Annotated in this window: 21 protein-coding genes; 3 read left to right on the top strand and 18 right to left on the bottom strand. The window is 62.6% G+C overall.

Features of this window, described 5'->3' with window-relative positions; translation table 11 throughout:
- Positions 1–3 precede the first annotated feature (3 nt).
- The 17 genes from AC3WJW_RS25230 to AC3WJW_RS25150 form a co-directional block, all read right to left on the bottom strand.
- The gene (locus tag AC3WJW_RS25230) at positions 4–963 is read right to left on the bottom strand and encodes an ABC transporter permease (protein WP_476201031.1); all 960 of its coding nucleotides are present in this window, start codon (positions 961–963) and stop codon (positions 4–6) included.
- Between the two features lie 187 nt (positions 964–1,150).
- Complete coding sequence (locus AC3WJW_RS25225; RefSeq protein WP_116579362.1) at positions 1,151–2,752, bottom strand: ABC transporter substrate-binding protein; 1,602 nt, start codon at positions 2,750–2,752, stop codon at positions 1,151–1,153.
- Positions 2,753–2,851: 99 nt separating this feature from the next.
- Entirely contained in the window at positions 2,852–4,267 is a 1,416-nt protein-coding gene (locus AC3WJW_RS25220; RefSeq protein ID WP_493727846.1) for an aldehyde dehydrogenase family protein, read from the bottom strand.
- Complete coding sequence (locus AC3WJW_RS25215; RefSeq protein ID WP_493727845.1) at positions 4,260–5,450, bottom strand: pyridoxal phosphate-dependent aminotransferase; 1,191 nt, start codon at positions 5,448–5,450, stop codon at positions 4,260–4,262. The genes AC3WJW_RS25220 and AC3WJW_RS25215 overlap by 8 nt, the downstream gene beginning before the upstream one ends.
- Positions 5,451–5,474: 24 nt before the next feature.
- Positions 5,475–7,082, bottom strand: coding sequence for a 5-guanidino-2-oxopentanoate decarboxylase (locus AC3WJW_RS25210; protein WP_493727871.1), 1,608 nt, complete (start codon positions 7,080–7,082; stop codon positions 5,475–5,477).
- Positions 7,083–7,092: 10 nt separating this feature from the next.
- Complete coding sequence (locus tag AC3WJW_RS25205; protein WP_493727844.1) at positions 7,093–9,192, bottom strand: acetate--CoA ligase family protein; 2,100 nt, start codon at positions 9,190–9,192, stop codon at positions 7,093–7,095.
- Between the two features lie 18 nt (positions 9,193–9,210).
- The gene (locus AC3WJW_RS25200; protein ID WP_007981552.1) at positions 9,211–10,371 is read right to left on the bottom strand and encodes an acyl-CoA dehydrogenase family protein; all 1,161 of its coding nucleotides are present in this window, start codon (positions 10,369–10,371) and stop codon (positions 9,211–9,213) included.
- A gap of 40 nt (positions 10,372–10,411) precedes the next feature.
- A complete protein-coding gene (locus tag AC3WJW_RS25195) occupies positions 10,412–11,203 on the bottom strand; it encodes an enoyl-CoA hydratase/isomerase family protein (RefSeq protein ID WP_116579358.1) in 792 nt (263 codons plus the stop codon).
- A gap of 107 nt (positions 11,204–11,310) precedes the next feature.
- A complete protein-coding gene (locus AC3WJW_RS25190) occupies positions 11,311–11,604 on the bottom strand; it encodes a hypothetical protein (protein WP_493727843.1) in 294 nt (97 codons plus the stop codon).
- A gap of 13 nt (positions 11,605–11,617) precedes the next feature.
- A complete protein-coding gene (locus tag AC3WJW_RS25185) occupies positions 11,618–12,112 on the bottom strand; it encodes a hypothetical protein (protein WP_493727842.1) in 495 nt (164 codons plus the stop codon).
- A 250-nt stretch (positions 12,113–12,362) separates the two neighbouring features.
- The gene (locus tag AC3WJW_RS25180; RefSeq protein WP_493727841.1) at positions 12,363–13,787 is read right to left on the bottom strand and encodes an amino acid permease; all 1,425 of its coding nucleotides are present in this window, start codon (positions 13,785–13,787) and stop codon (positions 12,363–12,365) included.
- A gap of 208 nt (positions 13,788–13,995) precedes the next feature.
- Entirely contained in the window at positions 13,996–16,251 is a 2,256-nt protein-coding gene (locus AC3WJW_RS25175; protein WP_493727840.1) for an ATP-binding protein, read from the bottom strand.
- Positions 16,248–17,021, bottom strand: coding sequence for a substrate-binding periplasmic protein (locus tag AC3WJW_RS25170; protein ID WP_493727839.1), 774 nt, complete (start codon positions 17,019–17,021; stop codon positions 16,248–16,250). The genes AC3WJW_RS25175 and AC3WJW_RS25170 overlap by 4 nt, the downstream gene beginning before the upstream one ends.
- A 5-nt stretch (positions 17,022–17,026) precedes the next feature.
- Positions 17,027–17,743, bottom strand: coding sequence for a response regulator (locus AC3WJW_RS25165; protein ID WP_493727838.1), 717 nt, complete (start codon positions 17,741–17,743; stop codon positions 17,027–17,029).
- A gap of 92 nt (positions 17,744–17,835) precedes the next feature.
- Positions 17,836–18,483 (bottom strand): TetR family transcriptional regulator C-terminal domain-containing protein, encoded by a 648-nt coding sequence (locus AC3WJW_RS25160; protein ID WP_007974341.1) that lies wholly within the window; start codon positions 18,481–18,483, stop codon positions 17,836–17,838.
- 246 nt (positions 18,484–18,729) lie between these two features.
- Positions 18,730–19,518: a class II aldolase/adducin family protein gene (locus tag AC3WJW_RS25155; protein WP_493727837.1), complete on the bottom strand. Its 789-nt coding sequence runs from the start codon at positions 19,516–19,518 to the stop codon at positions 18,730–18,732.
- 74 nt (positions 19,519–19,592) lie between these two features.
- Positions 19,593–20,642 (bottom strand): ABC transporter substrate-binding protein, encoded by a 1,050-nt coding sequence (locus AC3WJW_RS25150; protein WP_493727836.1) that lies wholly within the window; start codon positions 20,640–20,642, stop codon positions 19,593–19,595.
- 314 nt (positions 20,643–20,956) lie between these two features.
- Here AC3WJW_RS25150 and AC3WJW_RS25145 point away from each other — a divergent pair, with 314 nt between their 5' ends.
- Both AC3WJW_RS25145 and AC3WJW_RS25140 read left to right on the top strand, forming a co-directional pair.
- Positions 20,957–22,918 carry an oxidoreductase gene (locus AC3WJW_RS25145; protein ID WP_493727835.1) on the top strand — a complete coding sequence of 654 codons (1,962 nt, stop codon included), beginning with the start codon at positions 20,957–20,959 and terminating at the stop codon, positions 22,916–22,918.
- A gap of 162 nt (positions 22,919–23,080) precedes the next feature.
- Entirely contained in the window at positions 23,081–23,677 is a 597-nt protein-coding gene (locus AC3WJW_RS25140) for a cupin domain-containing protein (protein WP_493727834.1), read from the top strand.
- Here the strand turns inward: AC3WJW_RS25140 and AC3WJW_RS25135 are convergent.
- Positions 23,674–24,606, bottom strand: a complete 933-nt coding sequence (locus AC3WJW_RS25135) for a helix-turn-helix domain-containing protein (RefSeq protein WP_429385453.1) — start codon at positions 24,604–24,606, stop codon at positions 23,674–23,676. The genes AC3WJW_RS25140 and AC3WJW_RS25135 overlap by 4 nt on opposite strands.
- A gap of 161 nt (positions 24,607–24,767) precedes the next feature.
- Here AC3WJW_RS25135 and AC3WJW_RS25130 point away from each other — a divergent pair, with 161 nt between their 5' ends.
- The gene (locus AC3WJW_RS25130) at positions 24,768–26,126 is read left to right on the top strand and encodes a glutamine synthetase family protein (protein WP_493727833.1); all 1,359 of its coding nucleotides are present in this window, start codon (positions 24,768–24,770) and stop codon (positions 26,124–26,126) included.
- Positions 26,127–26,247 lie beyond the last annotated feature (121 nt).

The following is a 26,247-nucleotide window of genomic DNA, read 5'->3' as shown; positions in this document are numbered from 1 at the left end:
GGTCTACCCCTTCGGATGCATCAGGCGTGGGTTGCTGGCAATCGACAGTACATCGGCGCTGGTGTTGAGCAGGATGTAGGTCGCGGCGAAGATCAGGCTGCAGGCCTGCACCACCGGGATGTCGCGCTTGGCCACCGAGTCCACCAGCAACTGGCCGAGCCCCGGATAGACAAACACCACTTCGACCACCACCACGCCGACCACCAGGTACGCGAGGTTCAACGCCACCACGTTGACGATGGGCGCCAGGGCATTGGGCAAGGCGTGTCGAAAGATGATCCGCGACTGGCTGATGCCCTTGAGCCTGGCCATTTCGATGTAGGGGCTGGCCAGCAGGTTGATCAACGAGGCGCGGGTCATGCGCATCATCTGCGCGATCACCACCAGGCTCAGGGTCGCCACCGGCAACACCGAGCGTTCCAGTACCGTGCCCAACGAAGCGTCGGGCGCCAGGTTGGAAATGCTCGGGAACCAGTTGAGCTTCACCGCGAACACCAGGATCAGGATGTAGGCAACAAAGAACTCGGGGAACGACACTGCGCTCAGGGCCGAGGTGTTGAGCAAGCGGTCGAACCAGCTGTTGCGGTACAGCGCGGCGAGCATCCCCAGACACAATGCCAGCGGCACCGACACCAGGGCCGCCAGCAAGGCGAGACTGAAGGTGTTGCCCAGGCGCGAGCCAACCAGCTCGGCGATGGGCCGCTGGTTGGCCAGCGATACACCGAGATCACCGTGCAACAACTGCCAGATCCAGTGGCCGAAACGGGTCAGCGGCGGCAAATCCAGCCCCAGTTGCGCCCGATAGGCCGCCACGGTTTCCGGAGTGGCCGACTGGCCGAGCATGGCCTGGGCGATGTCGCCCGGGAGCATGCCGACAGCCAGGAAGATGATCACTGAAACGGCGAACAGGGACAGCAGGCCTAATGCGAGGCGCTGTCCCAACAGCTTGAAAATACTTCTCATCGTGCAGTTCCTTGAAAGTGGGCACGCTTGCATAATCCTGAAAATTTCTACTGTGGGAACACGCCCCCCTGTGGGAGCGAGCTTGCTCGCGATAGCGGACTGTCAGCCAACATTGATGTTGAATGTGCTGCCGTCATCGCGAGCAAGCTCGCTCCCACAGTTGATCTCCACAGTTCAACTTTCCGCTTTATGCCTGCCACCAGCGCTCGATCACCCGCAGGCCATCCAGTTCCCCGTAGGGCGCCGTCTGCCCGCCGTGAACCACCCGGTTGGAACGCGCTGCCACGGAACTGGCGAACAGCGGCACGATCGCCCCGCCCTCGTCCCGGCACAGCGCCTGCATTTCGTTGTACATCTCGCGGCGCAGCGGGTCGTTCATTTCGCCGCGAGCGGCGTTGAGCAGTTGATTGAAACGCGGGTTGTCCCAGTGGGTTTCGTTCCAGGCCGCCCCCTTGGCGTAGCCGATGCTGAACATGCGGTCGGCGGTCAGGCTGCTGTACCAGAACGAGGTGGTGAAGGGTTGCTTCATCCACACGTTGGAGAAGAAACCATCGGCCGGTTCGCGCACCACGTCGATGTCGATCCCGGCGGCGCGGGCCTGTTCCTTGAACAGCACCGAGGCGTCCACGGCGCCGGTGTAGGCCGCGTCGGAGGCTTGCAGGCGCACCTTGAGCGAATCCAGACCGGCCTTTTTCAGGTAGAAGCGCGACTTGTCCGGATCGTAGGTGCGTTGTTCCAGCGCAGTGTTGATGAAACGGCTGCCGGGCTGGATCGGGTGGTCGTTGCCCACCAGGCCATAGCCGTGCAGCACCGAGGCCAACAGGGTTTCGCGGTTGATCGCGTGCTTCATCGCCAGGCGCACGTCGTTGTTGAGGAAGACCTGGCTGTCGGTGAGCATCGGGAAGGTGTAGTGCTGGGCGCCTTTGGTTTCTTCGATGACCAGGTTCGGGTTGCGCTTGAGCAGCGCGACGGTTTTCAGGTCGACCTTGTTGATCACATCCACCTGCCCGGTGACCAGCGCATTGACCCGTGCCGCGCCGTCGGAGATCGCGATCAACTCGGCGCTGGCGAAGTGCGCGCGCCCCGGTTTCCAGTAATCGGGGCTGCGTTCCAGGGTCATGCGCACGCCCGGTTCGAAGTCCTTGAGGCGATAGCCACCGGTGCCGGCGCCGGCCTGCCAGTCCGCCGCGCCGTCCTTGCTCGGCATGATCGCCAGGTGGTAATCGGCAACCACATAGGAGAAGTCGGCGTTGCCCGAATGCAGTTCGAACACCACGCTGTCGCTGCCATTGGCGCTGACTTTGGCCACGTCACCCAGCACGGTCTTGGCCGCCGAGGTGGATTTCTCGCCGAGGTGATGCTGGATCGACGCCACCACGTCCTCGGCGGTCAGGGTCTTGCCGTTGTGGAAGGTCACGCCCTGACGAATCTTGAAAGTCCAGACACGCGCATCCGGGGTCGAGGTCCAGCTTTCGGCCAGTTCGGGGATGGCCGTGCCGTCGACGGCAATTTCGGTCAGGGTGTTATAGACCGCCGAGAAGCCGACGAAGGTGAAGGTGTCGGACCAGGAACCCGGATCTTTCGAGTCCGTGGTGCTGCCACCCGCCAGGCCCAGACGCAACACGCCGCCCGGTTTTGGCGTGGCCTCCCCGGCAAGGGCGCCAAACGGCAGCCCCATGGAGAACGCCCCGGCCACCGCCGCGGCTGCCGCGCTGTACTTCAGGAAGTCCCTGCGCGGGAAGCTGAATTCATGGTTCGCTTGAGTAATCTTGTTTTTGTTATCGCTCATTGCATTGCCCCTGATCAAAAAGCTAATGAATTACCGGTTCAAAACCACGCAAGACACCGGGCCAGGGCCCGGTGCATACAACATTTGAATCGCCAACCGTCACACCTGGATCGCCTTCACTTCGACGAACTCGTTGAGTCCCTCCTCACCCCACTCCCGGCCATTGCCCGATTGTTTGTAGCCACCGAACGGCGCCTGGTAATTGAACGCCGCGCCATTGAGGAAGCACTGGCCGGCGCGCATCTGCCGGCCCAGGTGCAAGGCACGCTCGGCACTGCCGGCCCAGACGCCACTGGACAGGCCGAACGGCGAGTCGTTGGCGATCTGCACCGCTTGCGCCTCGTCGGTGTAGGGAATCAGGCACAGCACCGGGCCGAAGATCTCTTCCTGGGCGATGCGCATGCGGTTGTCGACATCGGCGAACAGCGTCGGGCTGACATAGAAGCCGCGCTCGAATGCCGACGGCGCATCACCGCCGCACAGCAGCCGTGCGCCTTCCTGTTGGCCGACCTTGATGTAATCGAGCACGGTGCGTTTTTGCCCCGCTGAACACATCGGGCCGAGAAAGCTTTGCGGGTCCAGGGGATCGCCCATGCGCAGGCTCAGAGTCTCCTGCAGAGCGATTTCCACGGCTTCGGCATAACGACTGGCCGGCAGCAGCATGCGGGTCAGCGCGGTGCAGGTCTGGCCGGAGTTGATCATCACGTCCTGCACGCCGTAGCGCACGGCCGCGTCGAAGTCCGCATCCTCGGCAATCAGCAGCGGCGACTTGCCGCCCAGTTCCAGGCATACCCGTTTCACTGAAGGCGCCGCCGCTTGCGCAACGCGAACGCCAGCGCCGGTGGAACCGGTAAACGACACCATGTCCACGTCGGGGTGTTTGGCCAGCGCTTCGCCGACTTTCGAACCCGGCCCGCTGACCAGGTTGAACACCCCGGCCGGCAAGCCGATGTCCTCGATCATTTGCGCCAGCAGGAAGGCATGCAGCGGCGTTTCCTGGCTCGGCTTGACCACCACGGTGCAACCGGCGGCCAGGGCCGGGGCGAGTTTGCCGATCAACTGGTGCAGCGGGTAATTCCACGGGTTGATGAACGCGCAGACGCCCACGGCCTCGCGGATCACCAGCGAATTGCCGACTTCGCGCACCTCGTCCATGAGATGAGCCAGTTCGACGTACTGCTCAAGGCCAGCGATCGGCCCGTCGACCTGCACCGAGCGGCACCATTGCACCGGCATGCCCAGTTCAGTGGTGATGACCGCGGCCATCTCATCAGCGCGGGCACGCAATTGCCCGGCCAGTGCACGGATGTAACCGGCGCGCACGCTGGAGGGTGTGCGTGACCATGAATCGAAGGCCCGGCGTGCAGCGGCCACAGCGTTTTCGACATCGAGTTCATCGCCCAGCGGAACACTGCCGCACACTTCCTCGGTGGCCGGGTTGATTACCTCGGCGATCCCTTGCCCCGACGGCTTTTGCCAGCGCCCATCAATAAACAATGCGTTGTGATTAAGCATTAACCTGGGTCTCCATCAATTCCTGGGCACAACGGGCAATGCGCTGGCAGGCATCGCGCAAGGGTTCGGCGCCGACCACCAGACCGAGTCGAATGTGCCCCGCAGCGCTCGGACCAAAGGCCTCGCCCGCCAATACCGACACACCGTGGCGATCGAGCAGACGGTCGGCAAACGCCTGGGCACTGAGCCCGGTCTGTCGGATGTCGAGCATCACGAACATGCCGCCGTCAGGTTTCAACGCCCGCACGCCAGGGCAATCGGCCAGGCTGTCGCACACCAGGTCGCGACGCTGGCGATAGGCTTCGCGCATGGCCTCCAGTTCCGGCAGGTTGCTTTCCAGGGCCACCACGGCAGCGTCCTGAATGAAATCCGGCGAGCCGTAGAGCATGCACAGCGCGAGGTTTTCCAGGTGCGCCGCGAGAGACGGTGGCGCCACCACCCACCCGACACGCCAGCCGGTCATGGCGTGGGATTTCGACAGGCTGTTGAGGGTCGCGGTGCGCTCGGCCATGCCCGGCAGACTCGCCGGGCTGACGTGTTCGCCTTCGAACAGCAGTTCGCTGTAGACCTCGTCGGAAATCAGCCACAGGTCGTGGGCGATGCACAACTCAGCCAGTGCGGCCCAGGTGCTGCGCGGCAGACTCGCGCCGGACGGGTTGTGCGGACTGTTCAGTGCCAGGGCCCGGGTGCGCGGCGTGATGCGTGCGGCGACATCTTCAGGCAATACGCGAAAGCCGTTTTCCGAACGCACCGGCACCGGCACCACCACGGCGCCGCAGGCACCGAACACCGCTTCGTAGGTGACGTACATCGGTTCGGCGACTATCACTTCGTCACCGGGATTGAGCACGCATTGGGCCACGCTGAACAGCGCACATTGCGCCCCGGCCAGCACGGTGACCTGATCGGCCGAAACGCTTTGACCGCTGCGTTGTTGATGGCGCCTGGCAATGGCCTCACGCAGGGCATGCTTGCCGCGCACCTCGGCGTAATGGGTGTTGCCGCTCAGCAGGCTATCGATGGCCCCCTGCACGATGGGCTGTGGCGTGTCGAAATCCGGGTCGCCCACGGACAGCAGCAAAATGTCCTGGCCCTGCTCGCGCAGCGCCAGGGCGCGGTAGTGAATATCCCACGCGGCAGCGCCATCACCGGCGATACGTTGAGTCAGATCGGAAAAGCGCATGGCTTCGTCCCCTTCAAATACAGATCAGTGCGCGCAGGCATGCTTGAGTTCGATCAAGGTCACGCCGTTGCGCTTGAAGCCATGGCGCAAGTCGGTTTGCAACTCGGCCAGGCTTTGCGGCTGGTTCACCGTGCAACCGAACGCACGCGCGAGGGCAGCGAAGTCCGGGTTGCGCGGCAGTACGCCGATGGGTTCGATGTCCAGGCCGAGCATGTCGTCGCGGATCTGCCCCAGGGCGTCGTTGTTCCACAGCAGCACCACCAGCGGGCTGTCCAGCTCTTCGACGGCCGTCGCCAGTTCCTGCGCGGTGTAGAGGAAACCACCGTCGCCGACCAGCACCAGACCGGGCCGTTGCGGTGCGCCAAACTTGGCGCCGATCCCCGCCGGCAGGCCATAACCCAAGGTGCCGTAGCCGGTCGGGTGCAGCCAGCTGCGGATGGCCAGGCTGTCAAAGGCGTAGTTGCCCGTATACGCAAGCTGGGTCATGTCGGTGCTGATGAAGGCGTTTTCCGGCAGCTCTACAGCAATACGCTCGAGAATCGCTTGATGGATCGACTGCAGCGGGCCATGGCTGGCCTTGACCGCTTCGCGCAACGCGGCCACCGAGGCGATCGCCGTGCCGGCATCACGCACGTCGGATGGCAGGCGCTCAAGCAAACCACTGAGGGTTTGTTGTGCATCGCCCTGCAAGGCCACTGCGCAGGGATAGAAGTCGTTGAATTTGCGCGGATCGATATCGACGCGCAGCAACTCGCCCTTGAGCGGCAGGCGTTCGCGCCAGAAGTCGGTGTCGGCCATTTCAGTGCCGACCGCCAGCACCACGTCGGCCTCGGCGATCAGGTTCCAGCCCGGCTCCACACACAGCGAGGAGCCGGCGTTGAGCGGTGCATCCGGTGCCAGCAGGCCCTTGCCGGCGACGCTGGTGAACAGTGGCGCAGCAAGACGTGTGCTGAGTTCGCTCAGTTCCTGCACGGCATTCAATGCACCACCACCGGCGATGATCATCGGTCGCTTCGCGTCTTTGAGTTTGGCCACGGCTTGATCCAGCGCAGTGGCGGATGCCGGACCACGGCCCGGACGACGCACCACGTCGTTGCTCCAGTCACGGGCAATCGGCGCCGCCAACACGTCCAGCGGCACCGAGATGTGCACCGGGCGCGGCCGCTCGCTGTCGAATACCGCGTAGGCACGGGCGACCAGTTCCGGCAGGTCTTCGGCGGTCAGCGCCACGGCCGAGAACGCGGTGATCGGCGCGGTCATCGCCCGTTGATCCTGACACTCGTGCAGGCTGCCCCAACCCTTGCCGAGGCTGGCGCTGTGGTTGACGCTGGAAATCACCAGCATCGGAATCGAATCGGCATAGGCCTGGCCGATACCGGTAGCGGCGTTGGTCACGCCGGGGCCGGTGATGACGAAGCACACGCCGGGTTTGCCGCTGACCCGGGCATAACCGTCGGCCATGAAGCTGGCGCCCTGCTCATGACGGGTCAAGACGTGGCGAATGCCGCTGCCGGGCAAGCCGCGATACAGCTCCAGGGTGTGTACGCCGGGGATGCCGAACACCGTATCGACGCCATAGTTGGCCAACAGGCGCACCAGGGCCTGGCCGCCGGTCAAGGTTTTGCTTTGCATGTTCATGTCCTCACTCCTGACCGAGGCGAATCAACGCATCGACCGCAGTCGTGCCCTGGGCACCGACCAACAATGGGTTCACATCGAGTTCCAGCAGTTGCGCGGCGTTTTCGCAGGCGTAATCGGCCACGGCGCGGATCGCCGTCACCAGGGCGTCGAGGTCAGCCGACTCGCGGCCACGGAAACCTTGCAGCAACGGGGCGCTGCGCAGGCTGAGCAAGGCATTGCGGATCGCACCGTCGGTGGTCGGCAGCAACAGGCTGCGACTGTCCTTGAGCAACTCCACCAGAATGCCGCCGGCACCGATCACCAGCGCGAGGCCGAAATCGTTTTCGCGCTTGATGCCGACGATCAGCTCAGCCAGTGGCGGTTTGGCCATTGGCTCCAGCAACAGTTGATCGAAGGCTACGCCCGGGGCGTAGGCGGCGATGCTGCTGTGCATTTTTTCCAGGGCTGCGCTCAACGCCGCGCCATCCTTGAGGTTCAGCGCCACGGCACCGGCCTCGGTCTTGTGCGGCAACTGTGCGCTGACGGCTTTCAAGACCAGCGGATAGCCCAGTGACTCGGCATCCTTCAGGGCCTGTTCCGGGGTGCTCAATACGCCGTTTGGCGTCGGCAGGCCAAAGGCTTTCAACGCCTGTTTGGAATCCCATTCATTGAGCAAGCGCCCCTCGCCTTCCAGCGCGTGCGGGCACAGCGGCACCAGCGCCGATTCGCCCAACGCCAGCAAGGCCTGGCGATTGCGCTGATAACCGGCGATGCGGCCCCACGCGGCCAGCCCGTCTTCAACACCCTGCAACGCCGCGACGCCTTGCGCGTGCAGACGCTCACGGGCATGGGCCGGCAGCAATTCGGGGAAGGCCGAGGTGACGAAACCGGTCTTGCCGTGGCGCTGCAGTGCCGCGCAGTACAGCTCCAGCAGCAGGTCGCACTCCTTGCGCTCGCCGGTGAACTCCGACGGGTAGTCGAGCACCAGCATGGCCGCGTCGGCTTCGGTGCGCAGGGCGCTGTCGAGCATGCGGTTCAAGGCTTCGCCGTCGCCCCAGATCGCCGTGGTGAAATCCAGCGGATTGACCAGGTTGGCGTAGGTCGGCAGCACTTGCGCGAGTTCGCCGACCTGTCCTTGATCGAGTTTCGGCAGGCCCAGGTCGTTGCGTTCGGCGTAGTCGGCAATCAGGCCGGCGTCTCCGCCGGAACAGGCCAGCGCGATCAGGCTGTTACCCGCCGGCAGGTTGCCGCAGGCCGCGGCCTTGAGGGTTTCGACAAAACTCACCGGGCCGCTGACGCGGATCACCCCGAGACGGTCGAACAGCGCGTCGTACAGCGCATCGGAGCCGGACAGCGAGCTGGTGTGACTCAAGGCCAGTTCGGCGCCGATCTGCGACACGCCGGTTTTCAGGGCAATGATCGGGATGCCCTTCTCCAGCGCCTTGTGCGCGGCGCGGGCAAAACCCGGGACGTTTTTCAGGCCTTCAAGGTGCAGGCCGATGGCGGTGACCCGCGGTTCGTCGAGCAACACGTCCATCAACTCAGCCACGCCCAGTTGCGCCTGATTGCCCACCGAGGCCATGTAGGCCACCGGCAACGAGCGGTCGCTCATGGACAGGTTGTAGGCGAAGTTGCCGCTCTGGGTCAGCACCGCCACACCCTTCTCCACCGCTTTGCCGCCATGGGCCACCGGCCACAGCGCAGAGCTGTGCAGGTAGTCGAGCAGGCCGTAGCAGTTGGGGCCGAGCAAGGCCATGTCGCCGGCGGCCTTGAGCAATTGCTGTTGCAGGGCCTGGCCTTCGGCGCCGGTTTCGGCGAAGCCGGAGGCGTAGCAGATCGCACCACCCGCGCCGATGGCGGCCAGTTCGGCGACGCAGGTCAGGGTCAGTTCGCGGTTGGTGGCGATGAATACCGCGTCCGGGCCGCAAGGCAGCTCGGCGACGCTGCGCACGCAGGGTACACCTTCTAGGCTGTCGTGCTGCGGATTGACCAGCCACATTTGCCCCGGGTAGCCGCCCTCGGCACAGCGCTTGAGGGCGCGCGCCATGCTGCGGCCGCCGACGAACGCCACGTGTTGCGGCGCGAGCATGCGTTTGAGGTTGTCACGAATGGATTGGGACATGGGAATTCTCCGGGCCGGTCAGCGCAGCAGCGGCCGCAGCAGCTCGCGGGAAATGATGTGGCGCTGGATTTCCGAGGTGCCTTCCCAGATCCGTTCGATCCGTGCGTTGCGCCAGATGCGCTCCACCGGACCTTCGTCCATCAGGCCCATGCCGCCGAAGATCTGCACCGCTTCGTCGGCGGTACGGCCGAGCACTTCACTGGCGAACAGCTTGGCCATGCCGGCCTCGCCATCGGTCATGGTGCCCTGGTCCATTTTCCACGCGGTGTGCAGGGTCAGCAGTTCCGCTGCGCGAATCTGCGTGGCCATGTCGGCCAACTTGAACGACACGCCCTGGTAGGTGCCGATCGGCTGGCCGAATTGCTTGCGGTCCGCCGCCCATTGCAACGACACGTCGAGTGCACGCTGGGCCTGACCGACGCAGTTGGCCGCGACCATCACGCGGCCGGCAGTCAGCCAGGCGTTGGCCACGTCCCATCCTTTGCCGACTTCGCCCAGCACTTTGCTGGCCGGTACGCGGCAGTCGTCGAAGAACATTTCGAAGGTGTGGTAACCCCGGTTGCTCACGCACTTGGGTCCACGGCGGATGGTCATGCCCGGGGTGTTGCGGTCGACCAGGAACGAGGTCACGGCGTTACGCTTTTTGCCGTTGTGTTCGTAGGTGTCGGTCACGGCGAAGACGATGGCGAAGTCGGCATGCCCGGCGTGACTGATGAAATGCTTGCTGCCGTTGAGAATGAAGTCGTCGCCTTCACGCACGGCGCGGGTCTTGATTGCATTGGCGTCGGAACCGGCACCCGGTTCGGTCAGGGCAAAGCAGTCGATTTTCTCGCCCTGGATGCACGGCAACAGGTAGTCGTTGATCTGGTCGCCGGTGCAGGCCATGAGGATTTTCGACGGCCGCGCGACGAACACGTGCAGCGCCCAGGACACCTTGGACAGCTCACGTTCGATCAGCGCCTGGGACAGGTAGTCCAGGCCACCACCGCCCACTTCTTCGGGCATGTTGAAGGCGTAGAACCCGGCGGCAATTGCCTTGCCGCGGATCTGCGCCGCCAGCTCCGGGGACACCTCGTCGGCGCGGTCGACTTGCTCTTCATAGGGCAGCAGTTCCTTCTCGACGAAGCTGCGTACCGAGTCCACCAACATTTCTTGTTCTTGGGTCAGTTGGAAATTCATGCTGCTACCTGTTGTTCGTGTACTGAAAGAAGTGTGGGAATCAACGGCCGACGAAACGTGCCGGGCGTTTTTCCATGGCGGCGCGCAGGGCTTCGTTGCCGTCCTCACTGCGACCGCAGAGCAAGCCCGCGGCGAGTTCGGCTTGCAGTTGTTCCGCCAGGCTGCGGTCGGCGCCTTCGCGCATGAGTTTTTTGGTCTGGGCGAAGGCAAACGTCGGCCCGGCGGCCAGGCGTGCAGCCAGTTCGCTGGTGACCGTCAGCAACTGATCGTCGGCACAGACATCGCCGACCAGGCCGGCGTCGAGGGCACGGTCAGCACCCCACAGTTCATCGAGGAACAGCAGGCGTTTGGCCTGTTCGCTGCCGATCAGGCGTGGCAGGTGCCAACTGGCGCCGGCATCCGGCGAGTACGCCATGCTGGTGTAGCCGGCCTTGAAGCGTGCCGACTGACCGGCAATGCGCAGGTCGCAGCACAGGGTCAGGTCCATCCCGGCGCCGACGGCGGTGCCGTTGATGGCGGCGATGGTGGGTTTTTCCAGGCTGTGCAGGCGAGTCATCAAGGCGTGGGCGGTCTCAGTCCAGCCGTAGGTTTCCAGTGCGCCCCGGGCTTCGGCATCCGCCCATTCATCGAGGTCGGCACCCGCGCAGAAGCTGCGGCCACTGCCCGTCAATACCACCACACGCACCGCTGGATCGGCGTTGAACCCGTCGAGCAAGGCGTGCAGGTTTTTCAGCGTCGGAACGTCCAGCGCATTGCGCTGGGCCGTGCGATTGAGGGTGATCCAGGCAACGCCTGCTTCGACCTGGCTGAGCAGCGACGATTGAGTGGTCATGGGAATCCTCGAATTATTGTGATTGGTCTGAGGTGATGCGACTTGAGGCCATACTAAACGAGTGTTCAGTAAGGCGGCAATCGGTGGGGAAATGGGCTGTAACAGCTTCAGAATTCAGACAACCTATTGTTTTTATTAGGTTTAATTATTTTTCTGGAAAATACCTTGGTTGCTTTGTTACAACTTTGAACAACTGTGGACACGATGACGCCAGGATCGCAGCCTTCGGCAGCTCCTACAGGCATGGCGGGAACACAAAACAACTGTGGGAGCGAGCCTGCTCGCGAAGGCGGCATCACATTCAACATCGCTGTTGACTGATCCACCGCTATCGCGAGCAAGCTCGCTCCCACATAAAAATGTTGTGTATTTGCTTTACGCACCACGAATGACAGAGACATTTGAACCGCGTGATTACGCCGCAAGGTCCGCTTTGAACTTCACGTTGTCGAGGTAGATCGGCCCTGTTAGCGCTGGTTCCAATACAGATTCAAACGCGATGATCAATTGGACGTTCTCCACGCCAGGTGGCATGACGCCGTGGTGTTCATAGAGTTTCCGGGGCTGAGACAACCAAAAAAAGATAGGCATGATGACGACCGGCAACGGCTCGGCAGAGCTCCATCCGAATAACGTGCAAAACATTATTGGTGGATCTTGCCGTTCGACAGCCGTGTCCTCGGTTTTTAACTCAGGCATCGAGGCCTGGAGGGAAAGATCGAACTCTCCCGGACCGGCTCGGAAACGGCCCGTATCGAGCCTTAATTTCTCACGCTTACCCACTCTGATTTCAGCCCTGTAGCTATCTTTGTGTATAACGACTTTTGCTCTTCCACCGGACTCGGTCACTGTCCAGGATTCGAAGTTTCTGGTTTCAAAGTTTCCGTTGCTGATCAGATTGCGTTTCATGAGCACGCTCCTTTCTGGCCGGTTTGAAGTTCGCATTACCGAGCGATGGGTACGGTTTCATTAGGCTGTGGAGGTTGCATGCGATCTACTGTCAGATCTGACAGTAGCGACCAGCGGCAAATGGCTTGAAACAACTGTGGGAGCGAGCCTGCTCGCGAAGTCGGTGTCACATTCAACATCTCTGTTGACTGACACACCGCTTTCGCGAGCAGGCTCGCTCCCACAGGGGGATGGTGTTTACTTCAAGGTATCAGGCCGTCGGCAAGCTCGGTGCCAGCACCGCCTGACGCTTGCGATGAATCAGGAAGTACGCGCCATAGCACAGCGCAATGAAGCCAAAGCCCCAATACAGCGACGGACGCTGGGTTTCATCCAGGGCCAGGAACACGAACAACGAGCAGCACAGCGTGATGCACATCAGCGGCAATACCGGGAACCAGGGTGCGCGGTACTTCAGGTCGCTGAGTTTGCCGCCTTCACGCAGGTACGCCTTGCGGAACTTGTACTGCGCCAGGGCGATGACGATCCAGGTCACGGTGCCGGACATGCCGCTCACCGCCATCAGCACCATGAACAAGGTGTCGGCGGCGACGAAGCTGGTCATCAGCGACACCAACGCGAAGCACAGGGTGATGCTCAGCGCCCGCAACGGCACGCCACGCTTGCTCAAGGGCGACAGGCTTTTCGGCGCCATGCCGGTTTTCGACATCGCCCACAGGATGCGCGTCGAGGCATACAGGCCGGAGTTGCCCACCGACAGGATCGCGGTGAGGATCACGAAGTTCATCAGGTCGGCGGCGTAGGGAATGCCGACCATGTCGAACACCTGTACGAACGGGCTTTCCATCAGTCCCGCCTGCTGCCACGGCACGATGGCCGACAGCACGACAATCGCCAGCACGTAGAAAATCAGCACGCGGAACACCACGTTGCGCACGGCGCGGGGAATGCTCTTTTCCGGCTGGTCGGTTTCACCGGCGGCCACGCCCATGATCTCGCAACCCTGGAACGCGTAGACCACGGTCATCATCACCGCGAATACGGCGGACAGACCGTTGGGGAACAACGAATCGCCGATCAGGTTGGTCGCCATCGGTGCCGGTGCGCCGCTGCTCAGGGGCATCACGCCGAAGATCACCAGCACGCCGACCACAATGAAACCGAGAATGGCCGCGACCTTGATCCCCGAGAACCAGTATTCGGCTTCACCGAAAGCGCGGGTGGCCATGGCGTTGATGCCGAACAGCACCACGACGAACAGCGCCGACCAGTACCAGATCGGCACCGCCGGGAACCAGCGGGTCATCAACATGCCGGCGGCGGTGAACTCCAGGCCGACGGTGGTGGCCCAGCTCATCCAGTACACCCAGCCGATCATGAACCCGGTGGCCGGGCCGATGTACTTGGTGGCGTGGGTCTGGAACGAACCGGACACCGGCATCTGCACCGACAGTTCGCCCAGGCAGACCATCACCAGGTACATCAGGAAACCCGCGACCAGGTAAGCCAGGATCGCCCCCACCGGGCCGCCCTGGTTGATGGTCACGCCGGAGCCCATGAACAACCCGGTGCCGATGACGCCGCCCAGGGACAGCATGAAGATGTGCCGGCTCTTGAGGGCGCGGGTCAGCTGTATGCCTTTTTGATGGGTGCTGCGATCAGAGTTTTCGTTCATATCGGCACCTCAGCAGTCGAAGAGGTGCGCAGCGCATGACAGGACGTCACGGCGCAGGGAGGGATCAGCTTTACGGCAATTCATTATTATTATCTCCAATAAGCTTCGAAGACCGCGCTGCGGCGGTTGCGTCGATTATTGGAAAGCCATGTAAGTTCGCGTTGACCGTAAAGATCGAAGTTGTACAAAGTCGTAACAAATTTGTACGTCAGCTCTGCAACAAGCCTTTGAGGGTGTCGAGCGAGTGCTGCAATTGCTCATCCAGCGCCAGGCTCATGCGCTGGATGTCCGATTCATCGTTGGCCAACGCCAGGGTTTCCAGCGTCCTCAAGGTGCTGGCCAAGGCCCGAAAACCCAGGGAATCGCAGCTGCCGGCCAGACGGTGCGCCAGTTGCGCGACCTCTGTGCAGTCAGCGTCAGCCATGGCTTCATGCAGCGCATCGCGGTGCTGAAGGATCGAGTCGCGCAACACCGCCAGCAGGCCCTGGACCTTTTGCTCACCGAGCAAGGTGCGATGGGTCTGCAACAGCGGCCAGTCCATCGCTTCATCGCTCATCAGCGCCCCGGCGCTGTGAGTACGCCCTTCCCGCACCTGGCGCAGGTTTTCCAGCTTCAAGGGCTTGGCCAGGACGCCGTCCATGCCGGCCTCCAGATAACCGCGCACCAGTGCCGGTTGCACGCTGGCAGTCAGGGCGAAAATCCGGGTATGGCGGTTCGGCCCGTCGCTGTCGCGGATCTGCCGGCATAACTCGACACCGCTGATGCCCGGCAGATGCACGTCCAGCAACAGCAAATCGAAAACCTGCGTTGCGCAGTGTTGCAGCGCCTGATCCCCGTCTTCGGCCAGCCACACCCGGTGGCCGTCCCGTTGCAGCAAACCCTTGGCCACTTCGCGGTTGAGCGCCACGTCTTCGACCACCAGGATATCCAGTGCCGGCCCCGCCTCCCGAACCGCCGGGGCCTCCGCCACGCCGCTGGCCGGCTGCAAGGACAGCTCGAACCAGAAACAACTGCCACGCCCCTCTTCGCTGTCCACGCCGATGCAGCCGCCCATCTGTTCCACCAGGTGTTTGCAGATCGCCAACCCCAATCCGGTGCCACCAAAACGTTGCGCGACTTCTTCGCTGGCCTGGGTGAAGCGCTCGAAAATCTTCGCCTGCATCGCCGGGGCAATGCCGATGCCGTCGTCAGTGACACTGACCCGCAGCCGCTGCCCCGCCTGTTCGCCGATTTCGCCGAGAAGCGCCACCTGGACACTGACTTCGCCGCCTTCGGTGAACTTGATCGCGTTGGCCAGCAGGTTGCTCAGCACCTGGCGCAGGAACTGCTCGGCGCCGTGGTGATGTTCGGCAATCCGCTGGTCGACCCGGCAACTGAGGATCGTGTCGTTACTCAGCGCTCGCGGTTCCAGCAGTGTCAGCACTTCGTCGAGCAACTGGCGCAGCGAGAAATCCACCGGCTCGGGATGGCTGACGCCCTCCTCCAGCTTGGCGAAATACAGCACTTCGTTGAGGATCGTCAGCAAGCCTTCGCCGGCCTTGTGCAAGGCATCCAGGCGTTTACCGTCCCGGGCATCCAGGCGCGCGCCGCGCAGCAGTTCGGCCATGCCGAGGATGCCGTTGAGGGGCGTGCGCAGTTCGTGGCTCATGGTCGCCAGGAACCGCGACTTGGCAAGGTTGGCCGCTTCCGCTTCATCCTTGGCGCGCATCAGGCTGGCGGTGCGGCGCTCGACCATTTTCAGCAGCTCGTCACGGTTGTCCTGCAAGGCCAGGCGATCGCTTTCCCGACGCTCGATGTCGTGCAGGATCGCCCGGCGCATGTCGTCCAGGGCATGGGCGACGGTATCGATTTCGTCGCTGCCGCGGCGCTTGTCCAGTTGCAGGGGCTCCTGCCATTCACCGGCGGCGATGCGCCGGGCGAACTCGGCCATGACTTTCAGGTGTCGGGTCACCAGTCGATAGAACAAGCCCGACAACGCCACGGCCAGACCGCAGAGAAACACCGCCATCCACAACAGGCTGGTCAAACCGGTGGCGTAGAGACGCTGGTAAACCGCGCCCAGATCGGTGCTGACTTCCAGTTCGCCCAGGTGGCGCAACGGGCCGGACGGCGGCTGATAGTCCAGGGCAAAGCGCTCGATGCGCAGCGGTCCGACCGGCTCGGGGTTGCCCTGTATCAGGTCGAAATCGGCGCTGGTCAAGTGCACCCGCGCGACGTCGGAGAAGTCCACCAGCCCGCGCAACTGCACGTTCAACTGCTCCTGGTTCAAGTCCCAGAGGCTGCGTTCCAGGCTGGCCAGGTAGCCGGCTCGGATCAGTTCCATGCGCGAATCGATGTCGCGCATTTCCCGTCGATACTCGATGTACAGTTGCACGCTGCTGGCCAGCACGGTGAAGCACAGGCTGAACAATAGAATGAACAGCAACAGGCGTCGCAACAGTCCGCCGGGACGCGCACGAATCATTGCGCATCCGCCGGCAGGTTGATCATGTCGCGGTAGGTCACTTCGCTTTCATTGAGCCAGCGCTCGATGTCGCCGGCATCGACCATGCGCTGCAATTGCGCGTTGATCTCGGGCATGCGATTGGCCAGGGGCGAGCGCCGCGACACGGCCACCCGCAGATAGTCCACGCTCAAGGCTTTGGGCAAGGCAACGATGTCCTGGCCGCCGGGCAGGTTTTCCACGTACAACTGGCCGGTGCGCCGCTCCTGGGTGATGAAATCGATGCGTCCACGAATCAGCTTGCCGAAGTTCTGGTGGCTGTCGGAGACCCATTCGATGTTGTTGTTGCGCGCGACCATGCGATCGAACTCCACCCCGTAGCTTTCACCGAACAACAGACCGCCACGGTAATGGGCCAGGTCATCCAGTTGTTCGAATTTCACCGGGTGTTGACGGTTGATGAACAGCGCCACTTCTTCACGCAATACCGGCACCGTCGAGAACAGCATGCTCTGCTCCCGTTGCGCGGTGCTGTAGGCCAGCACCACATCGACTCGACCTTCGGCGGCGTCCAGCAGGCAGCGTTTCCAGTTGCCCAGCACGACCATCTCGACTTCGTACCCCAACTGACCGAACAGGTTTTTCACCACACTCGGCGCCAGGCCGCGCACCTGTTTGCCATCGCTCCAGGAGATCGGCGGGTACACCGGGTAATCGCAATAGCGAACCTTGTCCGCCGCGACGGCATGGCCGGCCACCAGCAGCGCCAGCAGGCAAAGCCATCGCGCCATCCGGTTCAGGCCGCCACGCCGGCGGTGAACAGGTAACCGGCGCCGTGAATGGTGATGATCAACTGCGGTTCGGCCGGATCGTCGTGCAACTTGCGACGCAGGCGCCCGACCAGCACGTCGATGGAGCGGTCGTTGGGCACCCATTCGCGGTTGCGGATCTGGTCCATCAATTGATCGCGGCTGAGGGTGTGGCCGCTGTTGCGCAGGAACACGCTGAGCAACTGGTATTCGCCGTGGGTCAGCAGGGTTTCGTTGCCCGATGGATCGATCAGGCGACGGCGGTCGGTGTCCAGCGCCCAATCGGCGAACTGCTTGACCGGTTTGGCCAGCGCAACGGCCGGCTGTGGCATTTGCGCATGACGTACCCGGCGAATCAGGTTTTTCGCCCGGGACACCAGTTCCCTTGGATTGAGGGGTTTGATCACATAGTCATCGGCGCCGCACTCGAGGCCGACGATACGGTCGATTTCGTCGTTGCGCCCGGTGATCAGGATGATCCCGACCTCCGAACGCACCCGCAGCTCGCGGGTCAGGGTCAGGCCGTCCTTGCCCGGCAGGCGGATGTCGAGCATCACCAGGTCGACGGCCTGGCTGGCGAGGAAGGTTTCCGCCAGTTCCGCCGTGGCGGCGCAATGGACGTCGTAGCCTTCCTGGGACAGGTAGGCGTGCAGCAGATCGCGAATCAGCGGATCGTCATCGACGATCAGTACCCGAGGAGTCATCGCTTGGTGTCCGGCTCAGGCCCGAAGGCCAGTTTCTTATTAGAGTGTTTTCCCGCATCGGCGCCAGAGAGTATCCAGTGTTGAACAACTGATCAACAGTCGCTCGTCTGCACGCAAAAGCGCTGGCGTCCACCGGCCTGCAAACCATCGACCCAGGCCTCGCAAATCTGGATGCCCTGCTCCGGGGTAAAGGTACCGGGGTTCAACCCGGACTCCAGCCACAGGCCGTCGAGCAAGGCGCTGAGGCTGATGGCGGCGAGGTCGGCGTCGAAGTTTTCCCAACCCTCCTCCTGGGCCAGTTCCGCCAGCACCTTGCGCAGGATGGCGCGATACTCGCCATAGGAATGATCGTGGGCCTTGTTGATCGCCTCGGCGGTTTTCACCGCGCCCCAGAACGCCAGCCAGGCATCGATCAGTTGCGGATCGAGCAATTCGGCGGAAAACGAACCGCGAAAAAACGCCGACAACCGCTCCCGGGCATTCGGTGCGGCTTGCTCCATGGCGTCGCGCAGCAGGGTCATGACCCGCCCGGTGATTGCCATGTAGGCCTCGGCCACCAGTTCATCCTTGCCAGAATAGTGATGACTGATCAGCCCCACCGAGACCCCGGCCTCGGCGGAAATCTTGCGGATCGACGCGCCCTGGAAGCCGTGACGCTTGAGGCACACCAGCGTCGCCTCGATCAGGTTGGCTTTGCGCAGCTCCGGTTCCATGCGGGAAAAACGGGCTTCCTGGTTCATGGGCGACACGCTCCTTGGTTCAATCGTTTGGGCCTGCGCGGGTTGGCGGCGGGCTGAACGACTGTACAGCAAGAGTGGGCCTTGTCTCCAGTCAGATGCCAGTCTGGTAGACCGTGGCGCGCCCTTCGCGAGCAGGCTCGCTCCCACAGTTGATTCGGGTTTCCACACATTCTGTGTACGACGTAAATCCCTTGTGGGAGCGAGCCTGCTCGCGAATAGGCCAGTTCAAACAACATAGGATCTGGATCAGCCCCGATACCCCGGTGCCACCCGATCCAGCATCCGCAACAACGCCGCCCAGGCCAGTTGCATGGCATCCGGATCGTTCAACTCGCCCTCTTCCAACGGCCGCCCCGGATCATTGAACTGCCGTTCGGTGTGCGCGCAGACCTCGTGCGATGGCAAAACAACTTCACCGGCAGCTTGCGCGGCCAACTGGATTTCACAGGCCTTTTCCAGGTAGTACATGCGCAGGAACGCCTGGCTCACCGTCTCGCCAACCGTCAGCAACCCGTGATTGCGCAGCATCAGGACCGATTTGTCGCCCAGGTCCGCCACCAGCCGTTGTTGCTCGCTCAGGTCCAGCGCCACGCCTTCGTAGTCGTGATAAGCAACCCGGCCATAGAACTCCATGGAGATCTGATTGACCGGCAACAACCCGCACTTCAACGCCGCCACCGCACACCCGGACTTGGTGTGGGTGTGCAGCACGCACTGCGCATCGTCACGGGCACCGTGGATCGCACTGTGAATCACGAAACCGGCCGGGTTGACCGGGTACGGCGATGGCTCTACGGCGTGGCCGTTGAGGTCGATTTTCACCAGGTTGGACGCGGTGATTTCGTCGAACATCAGCCCGTAGGGGTTGATCAGAAAGTGATGCTCCGGCCCCGGAATGCGCACCGAGATGTGGGTGAAGATCAGGTCGGTCATGCGAAAGTGCGCAATCAGGCGGTAGCAGGCCGCCAGTTCCTCACGCAGGCGCTGCTCGGTGGCGCTGCGCTCAGGGGCCAGGTGGCTGGCGATTTTATTCATGGTCGGGGTTCTCCAGGCTGATCGGCTGGGCAGACAGTAAGGCTGGACGCTTGGACACGTCCAGCCATCCGCGTTTATTTACTGGCCCAGGCGTTGAAGCGCTCTTCCAGTTCTTCACCATGATCGACCCAGAAGCCGACGTTCATCGACAACGCGCCCTTGAGGTTCTGCGGCGCCGTAGGCACCCATTGCGCCAGTTTGTCGTCCAGCCGTGCAGCGGCCTGGGTGTTGGTCGGGCCGTAAGGGATCTGCTGCACGTAGTTGACCTGGGCGTCCGGCTGATTGGCGAAGGCGATGAATCGCTTGGCCTGGTCCACGTGTCTGGAGCCTTTGATGATCGCCCAGTAGTCCATGCCGTACAGGCTGCCGGGCCAGACCAGGCCGAGGTGACTGCCTTTCTGCGCGGCGTCGGCGATGCGTCCGCTGTAGGTCGAGGTCATCACCACATCGCCGGCGGTCAGCCATTGCGGCGGTTGCGCGCCGGCCTCCCACCACTGGATGTACGGCTTGAGTTCAGTGAGCTTGGCGAATGCCCGGTCCACGCCTTGCGGGGTGCCGAGTACTGTGTAGACGTCTTCGGTTTTCACGCCGTCCGCGAGCAAGGCGAATTCCAGGTTGTACACCGCGCGTTTGCGCAGCCCGCGCTTGCCGGGGGTTTTCTTCACGTCCCAGAAGTCTGCCCAGGAGGTCGGGGCCTGGGCCAGTTTGTCGGTGTCGTAGGCAATCGCCACGCTCCACACCAGTGCGGCGGAACCGCATTCCTGCGCCGCATCGGGGATCAACTGGTCGGCGTGGCCCAGGCGGGTCCAGTCCAGCCGCTCGTACATGCCTTCCTCGCAGCCGCGCATCAGGTCCGGGCCTTCGATCTGCACCACGTCCCAGTCGACGTTGCCGGTGTCGACCATGACTTTGATCTTGGCCATCTCGCCGTTGTATTCGCTCTGGATCACCTTGCTTTGATCCACGGTGGCGAAGGGTTGAAAGAACGCCACGTCCTGGGCTTTTTGTCCGGCTCCGCCGTATCCGACCACCACCATGTCCGATGCTGCCTGAGCGCTGCCCAGGCCCATGGCCACGGACAACACCAAGGGATAAAAACCGTGCTTGAGCGTGTGCGATTTCATCAAGGGTTCCTCTTGCAGGTACCGCCCGGACAGAGGCCGGCGCAGCCCTTTTTATTGTTGTGAGGTACGGCCCGGGAGCGGGCTCGAAATGAAATTACTCCACGCCACAGTAAAAAAACAAGTTGATTTTTTACTGAAGGTAAATTTCTATAGACCAATAATAACAACCGAAAACCTGATGCCTCTGTAGGAGCGAGCCTGCTCGCGATGGACGTCAACGATAACGCTGGGTACCTGACACCCCGCGGCGTTCTCAGGTCCATCGCGAGCAAGCTCGCTCCTACACAGGTCAGCCTGCCTGGAGTACCCGCACCATGCCGACCTCGACACCTGCCTTCGCGCACCTGTTCGAACCCCTGGAAATCCGTGGCAAGCGCCTGAAAAACCGCATCATGTCCAGCGGTCACGACACCTCGATGCCCACCGACAATCTGGTCAACGAGCAATTGATCGCCTACCACCGGGCGCGTGCCGAAGGCGGTGCCGGGCTCATCGTGCTGCAAGTGGCCGGTGTGCACGACAGTGCGCGCTACACCTCCCATGTGCTGATGGCCACCGACGATGCGTGCATCGAGGGCTATCGCAAACTGGCGCAAACCTGCCATGCCCACGGCACCGTGGTGTTGTCCCAGGTGTTCCATCCGGGGCGGGAGATCATGGAGTCCAGCGATGGCCTGCTGGCGGTGGCCTATTCGGCCTCGTCAGTGCCAAATGAACGTTTCCGGGTGATGCCCCGCGCCCTCGATCAGGCCATGATCGACGAGATCGTCGCCGGTTATGCCGCTGCCGCCCGCCGCCTGCATCAGGCCGGGATCGATGGCGTCGAAGTGGTTGCCAGCCATGGTTACCTGCCGGCGCAATTCATCAATCCGCGGGTCAACCGGCGCACCGATGGCTACAACGGCGAGCTGGAACAGCGCTTGCGTTTTCTGCGCGAAGTCATCGCCGCAGTGCGGGCGGCGACTGACGAGCAGTTCATCATCGGCCTGCGCATTTCCGCCGACGAGCGCGACCCCGAAGGCCTGACCGAAGACGAATCCCTGGCCGCCGTACAGTCACTGCAAGCGCAGCTCGACTACGTGCACATCGTCGCCGGGACTTCGGCTTCCCTTGGCGGCGCGGTGCATATCGTGCCACCCATGGCGATCGAAGCGGCGTACCTGGCCAAGGAAGCCGGGACGTTCAAGGCCGGTTTGAACATTCCGCTGTTCGTCACCGGGCGCATCAACCAGCCCCAGGAAGCCGAGCTGATTCTGGCTCGCGGCCAGGCCGACGTCTGCGGCATGACCCGGGCGCTGATCTGCGATCCGCAGATGCCCAACAAGACCGACACCGGCCGCGTCGAAGACGTGCGCGCGTGCATTGCCTGTAATCAGGCATGCATCGGGCACTTCCACAAGGGCTTGCCGATTTCCTGCATCCAGCACCCGGAAACCGGTCGCGAACTGATTTTTGCTGAGCGCCGACAAGCGACAAATCGCAAACGCATCATGATCGCCGGCGGCGGCCCGGCCGGGATGAAAGCAGCCGCTGTCGCCGCCCAGCGCGGACATGACGTGACCCTGTACGAGGCCGGTTCACAACTGGGCGGCCAGGTGTTGCTCGCGCAACTGCTGCCACGGCGCAGCGAGTTTGGCGGCGCCAGCACCAACCTGCAGCGGGAAATGCAGCTGGCCGGGGTGCGCGTGGTGCGCAATACCCGGGTCGACCGGGCGCTGGTGGAGCAGGAAAAACCGGACATGGTGATCATCGCCACCGGTGCCGAGCCCTACTGGCCAACCTTCGAGCGTGGCGGTGAATTGCAGGTGGTGGACGCCTGGCAGGTGTTGCGCGACGAGGTACAGATCGGCCGTTCGGTGGTGGTGGTCGACTGGCGCTGCGACTGGATCGGCCCCGGCATCGCCGAGCGCCTGGTGCGTGCCGGGCATCAGGTGCAACTGGCGGTCAACGGCACCCATTGCGGGGAAAACCTGCCGCTGTACGTGCGCGATCAACTGGCCGGCGAGCTGCATAAACTGGGCGTGCCAATCACGCCGTACGCGCGGCTGTATGGCTGCGATGACAACACGGTCTACCTGCAACACACCGCCAGCGGCGAGCCGATGCTGATGGAGAACATCGATACGCTGGTGCTGTGCCAGGGTCACCAACCGGTGGATACCCTGGGTGCCGAGCTGCAAGGGCTGGTGGAGTTTCGCCGCATCGGCGACTGCCTGGCGCCGCGCACCGCTGAAGAAGCGATTTATGAGGGCCTGAAAGTCGCGTGGGAGCTTTAAGGCTGTTTATACTCCGGGGCTTTACATACACATGATCGCTCTTTGTAGGAGCTGCCGCAGGCTGCGATCTTTTGATTTTGCTTTTCAAAAACAAGATCAAAAGATCGCAGCCTGCGGCAGCTCCTACAGGGGTGTAGCGAAGACCCGGGTTTGGAACTCAGCATGAGCAATAACAGCAGGAAACCGTCCGAAACCGGCAGCGCCGAACCGCATTTCCTCGGCACGCGCATTCGCGGCCTGCGCAAACGCCGGGGCATGACCCTGGCGGAACTGGCGCAACAGAGCGAACTCACGGCCGGCTACATCAGCCAGCTGGAGCGCAACCTCGCCTACCCGTCGATTCCGGCGCTGTTCAACATAGCCCGCAGCCTCGGTGTCACCATCCAGTGGTTCTTCGCCAGTGAAGCGGTCACCGCCCCCGAAGACGATGGCGTCGTGGTGCGCAAGAACAGCCGCCTGAACGTGCATTACGAAGACGGCATCGTCGACCAGTTGCTGACGCCCCAAGCCAACCGCCAACTGGAAATGCTCCACTCACGGTTCCCGCCCGGCACCTACAGCCAGCAATGCTACAGCCACGAAGGCGAAGAAGCCGGATTTCTGCTGTCCGGCAGCTTCGAGCTGTGGGTTGGCGAACGCCATTTCCAGCTCAATGAAGGCGACAGCTTCAGCTTTTCCAGCCAGGAACCGCACCGCTACGGCAACCCCGGCGATGTGGACGCGGTGGTGATCTGGGTGATTACGCCGCCGACGTTTTAACGCCGGCCGCGCCCGATCGGCTGCGCGACACTCGCACGCTTGAGGGTGTCGCTCGGCAGTTCCTTGAACAGCGCGCGATAGCTACTGGAAAACCGCCCCAGGTGCCAGAACGACCAGTGCATCGCCACTTCGGCCACGGTGGTTTGCGTGGGCGTGCGGCTCAGCAGTTCGCGGCGGGCGCTGTTGAGGCGGCGCAGGCGCAGCCATTGGGTCGGCGCCATGCCGGTGTAGGTCTTGAACGCATGCTGCAACTGGCGCAGTGAAACCCCGGCCACCTGGGACAGTTCCAGCAGGTTGAGGTGTTCCTCCGGGGTGTCCGCCGCCCATTCCCCTACCCGCTTCATGATCGCCCGCTCTCCAGCACGGCGCTGCAAGGCGCCCTGGTCGAGACCGACACAGGCGTTGTCGAGAATGAACAGACAGTCTTCCAGCAATTGCTGGGTCAGCGCTTCGCGGCTCGGTGGATCGAAGGTCTGCGACAGCCGCGTCAGGGTCCCGCTGAGCCAGCGGCAGAACAGCGCGTTCTGCTGCGAGTTGAGCGGCGCCATGAACAGCCCTTCGAGCCGGGCGATGTCGAGGCTGTGGCGTTTTACAAACTCCGGCCCGAACACCACGGCGATTTCCTGGTAGTTCTCCGGGGTGATCCAGATGTTGCGACTTTCGCCATTCAACACGTACAGCGCGTTGTCGCCGCGATCGAAACAGAACGACAACGAGCCCTGGGGCGCACTGAAATTCTGCTCGACCCGGGTGTTCATCGACTCTTCGTAAATCTCCACGCCCTGCAGATCCAGATAGCGCACCAACCCCGCGAAATGCCCCGGCGACATCTGCTGGTAATGCTGAGTCCAACCCGGTGTGGCGCGGATTTGCTCGGCGACATCAGCGGTGTTGAAGGCTTGGACCTGGAGGGAATTGGAACCTGTCATGGGTGACCTTACGCACTCTTTTGGTGCGCTTTGTGCTGCTTAAAGTGGATAGATGGAACCGCAAGGCTCGCCCAAGATAGACCTCAACGCGCTACAGGGGAAGTGTCCGGCGGATGAAACCGGCCTCTCCTGGCGTTAATAAAACCAATAACGAGGTCTTTATGAATGTCCCTTTCGATCAGCTGTTCACTTGGCTGAAAGATCACAAGATTACCGAAGTCGAGTGCGTTGTCAGCGACCTGACCGGCATTGCACGCGGCAAAATTGCACCGACCAACAAGTTCCTGCATGAGCGAGGCATGCGCCTGCCGGAAAGTGTCCTTCTGCAAACGGTAACCGGGGACTTTGTCGACGACGACATCTACTACGACCTGCTCGACCCGGCCGACATCGACATGGTCTGCAAGCCGGACGCCGACGCCGTCTACGTGGTGCCATGGGCCATCGAGCCGACCGCCATCGTGATCCACGACACCTTCGACAAGTTCGGCAACCCGATCGAACTGTCGCCACGCAACGTACTCAAGAAAGTCCTGCAGCTGTACACCGACAAAGGCTGGCGGCCGATTGTCGCGCCGGAAATGGAGTTCTACCTGACCCAGCGTTGCGAAGACCCGGACTTGCCGCTCAAGGCGCCGATGGGCCGTTCGGGCCGTGCCGAAAGCGGTCGCCAGTCGTTCTCCATCGACGCGGCCAACGAATTCGATCCGTTGTTCGAAGACGTCTACGACTGGTGCGAACTGCAAGGCCTGGACCTCGACACGCTGATCCACGAAGACGGCCCGGCGCAGATGGAAATCAACTTCCGTCATGGCAACGCACTGGACCTGGCCGACCAGATCACCGTGTTCAAGCGCACCATGCGTGAAGCGGCGCTCAAGCACAACGTGGCGGCAACCTTCATGGCCAAGCCGGTCGGCGACGAGCCTGGCAGCGCCATGCACATTCACCAGAGCGTGGTGGACATTGCCACCGGCCAGCCGATCTTCGCCGATGCCGATGGCAACATGAGCGATCTGTTCCTGCATCACATCGGTGGCTTGCAGAAGTACATCCCGAAAGTGCTGCCGATGTTCGCGCCGAACGTCAACTCGTTCCGCCGCTTCCTGCCGGACACCTCGGCACCGGTGAACGTCGAATGGGGCGAAGAAAACCGCACCGTCGGCCTGCGTGTACCGACGTCCAGCCCGGATGCCATGCGCGTTGAAAACCGTCTGCCGGGCGCCGACGCCAACCCGTACCTGGCCATCGCCGCCAGCCTGCTGTGCGGATACCTGGGCATGGTCGAGCGCATCGAGCCGAGTGCTGCGGTACAGGGCCGCGCTTATGAGCGTCGTAATCTGCGCCTGCCGATCACCATCGAAGACGCCCTGACCCAGATGGAAGAGTGCGACACCATCAGCCGCTACCTGGGCAGCAAGTTCGTACGGGGCTACGTCGCGGTCAAACGCGCCGAGCACGAGAACTTCAAGCGCGTGATCAGTTCCTGGGAGCGTGAGTTCCTGATGCTCAGCGTCTAAGGCCTGCGCTGTTCTCAAGGGCCCCTTCGCGAGCAGGCTCGCTCCCACAATTGGAATGCCTGTCTCTTCTCCCCCTCTCCGACCCCACCAGACACACAACACAATCTGGGGGGGGGGGGGG

This window comes from Pseudomonas sp. GW821-FHT07G06, from assembly GCF_058986625.1.
Note: the sequence above shows the minus strand (reverse complement) of the source record. Positions and strands in the feature narration are given on the sequence as shown.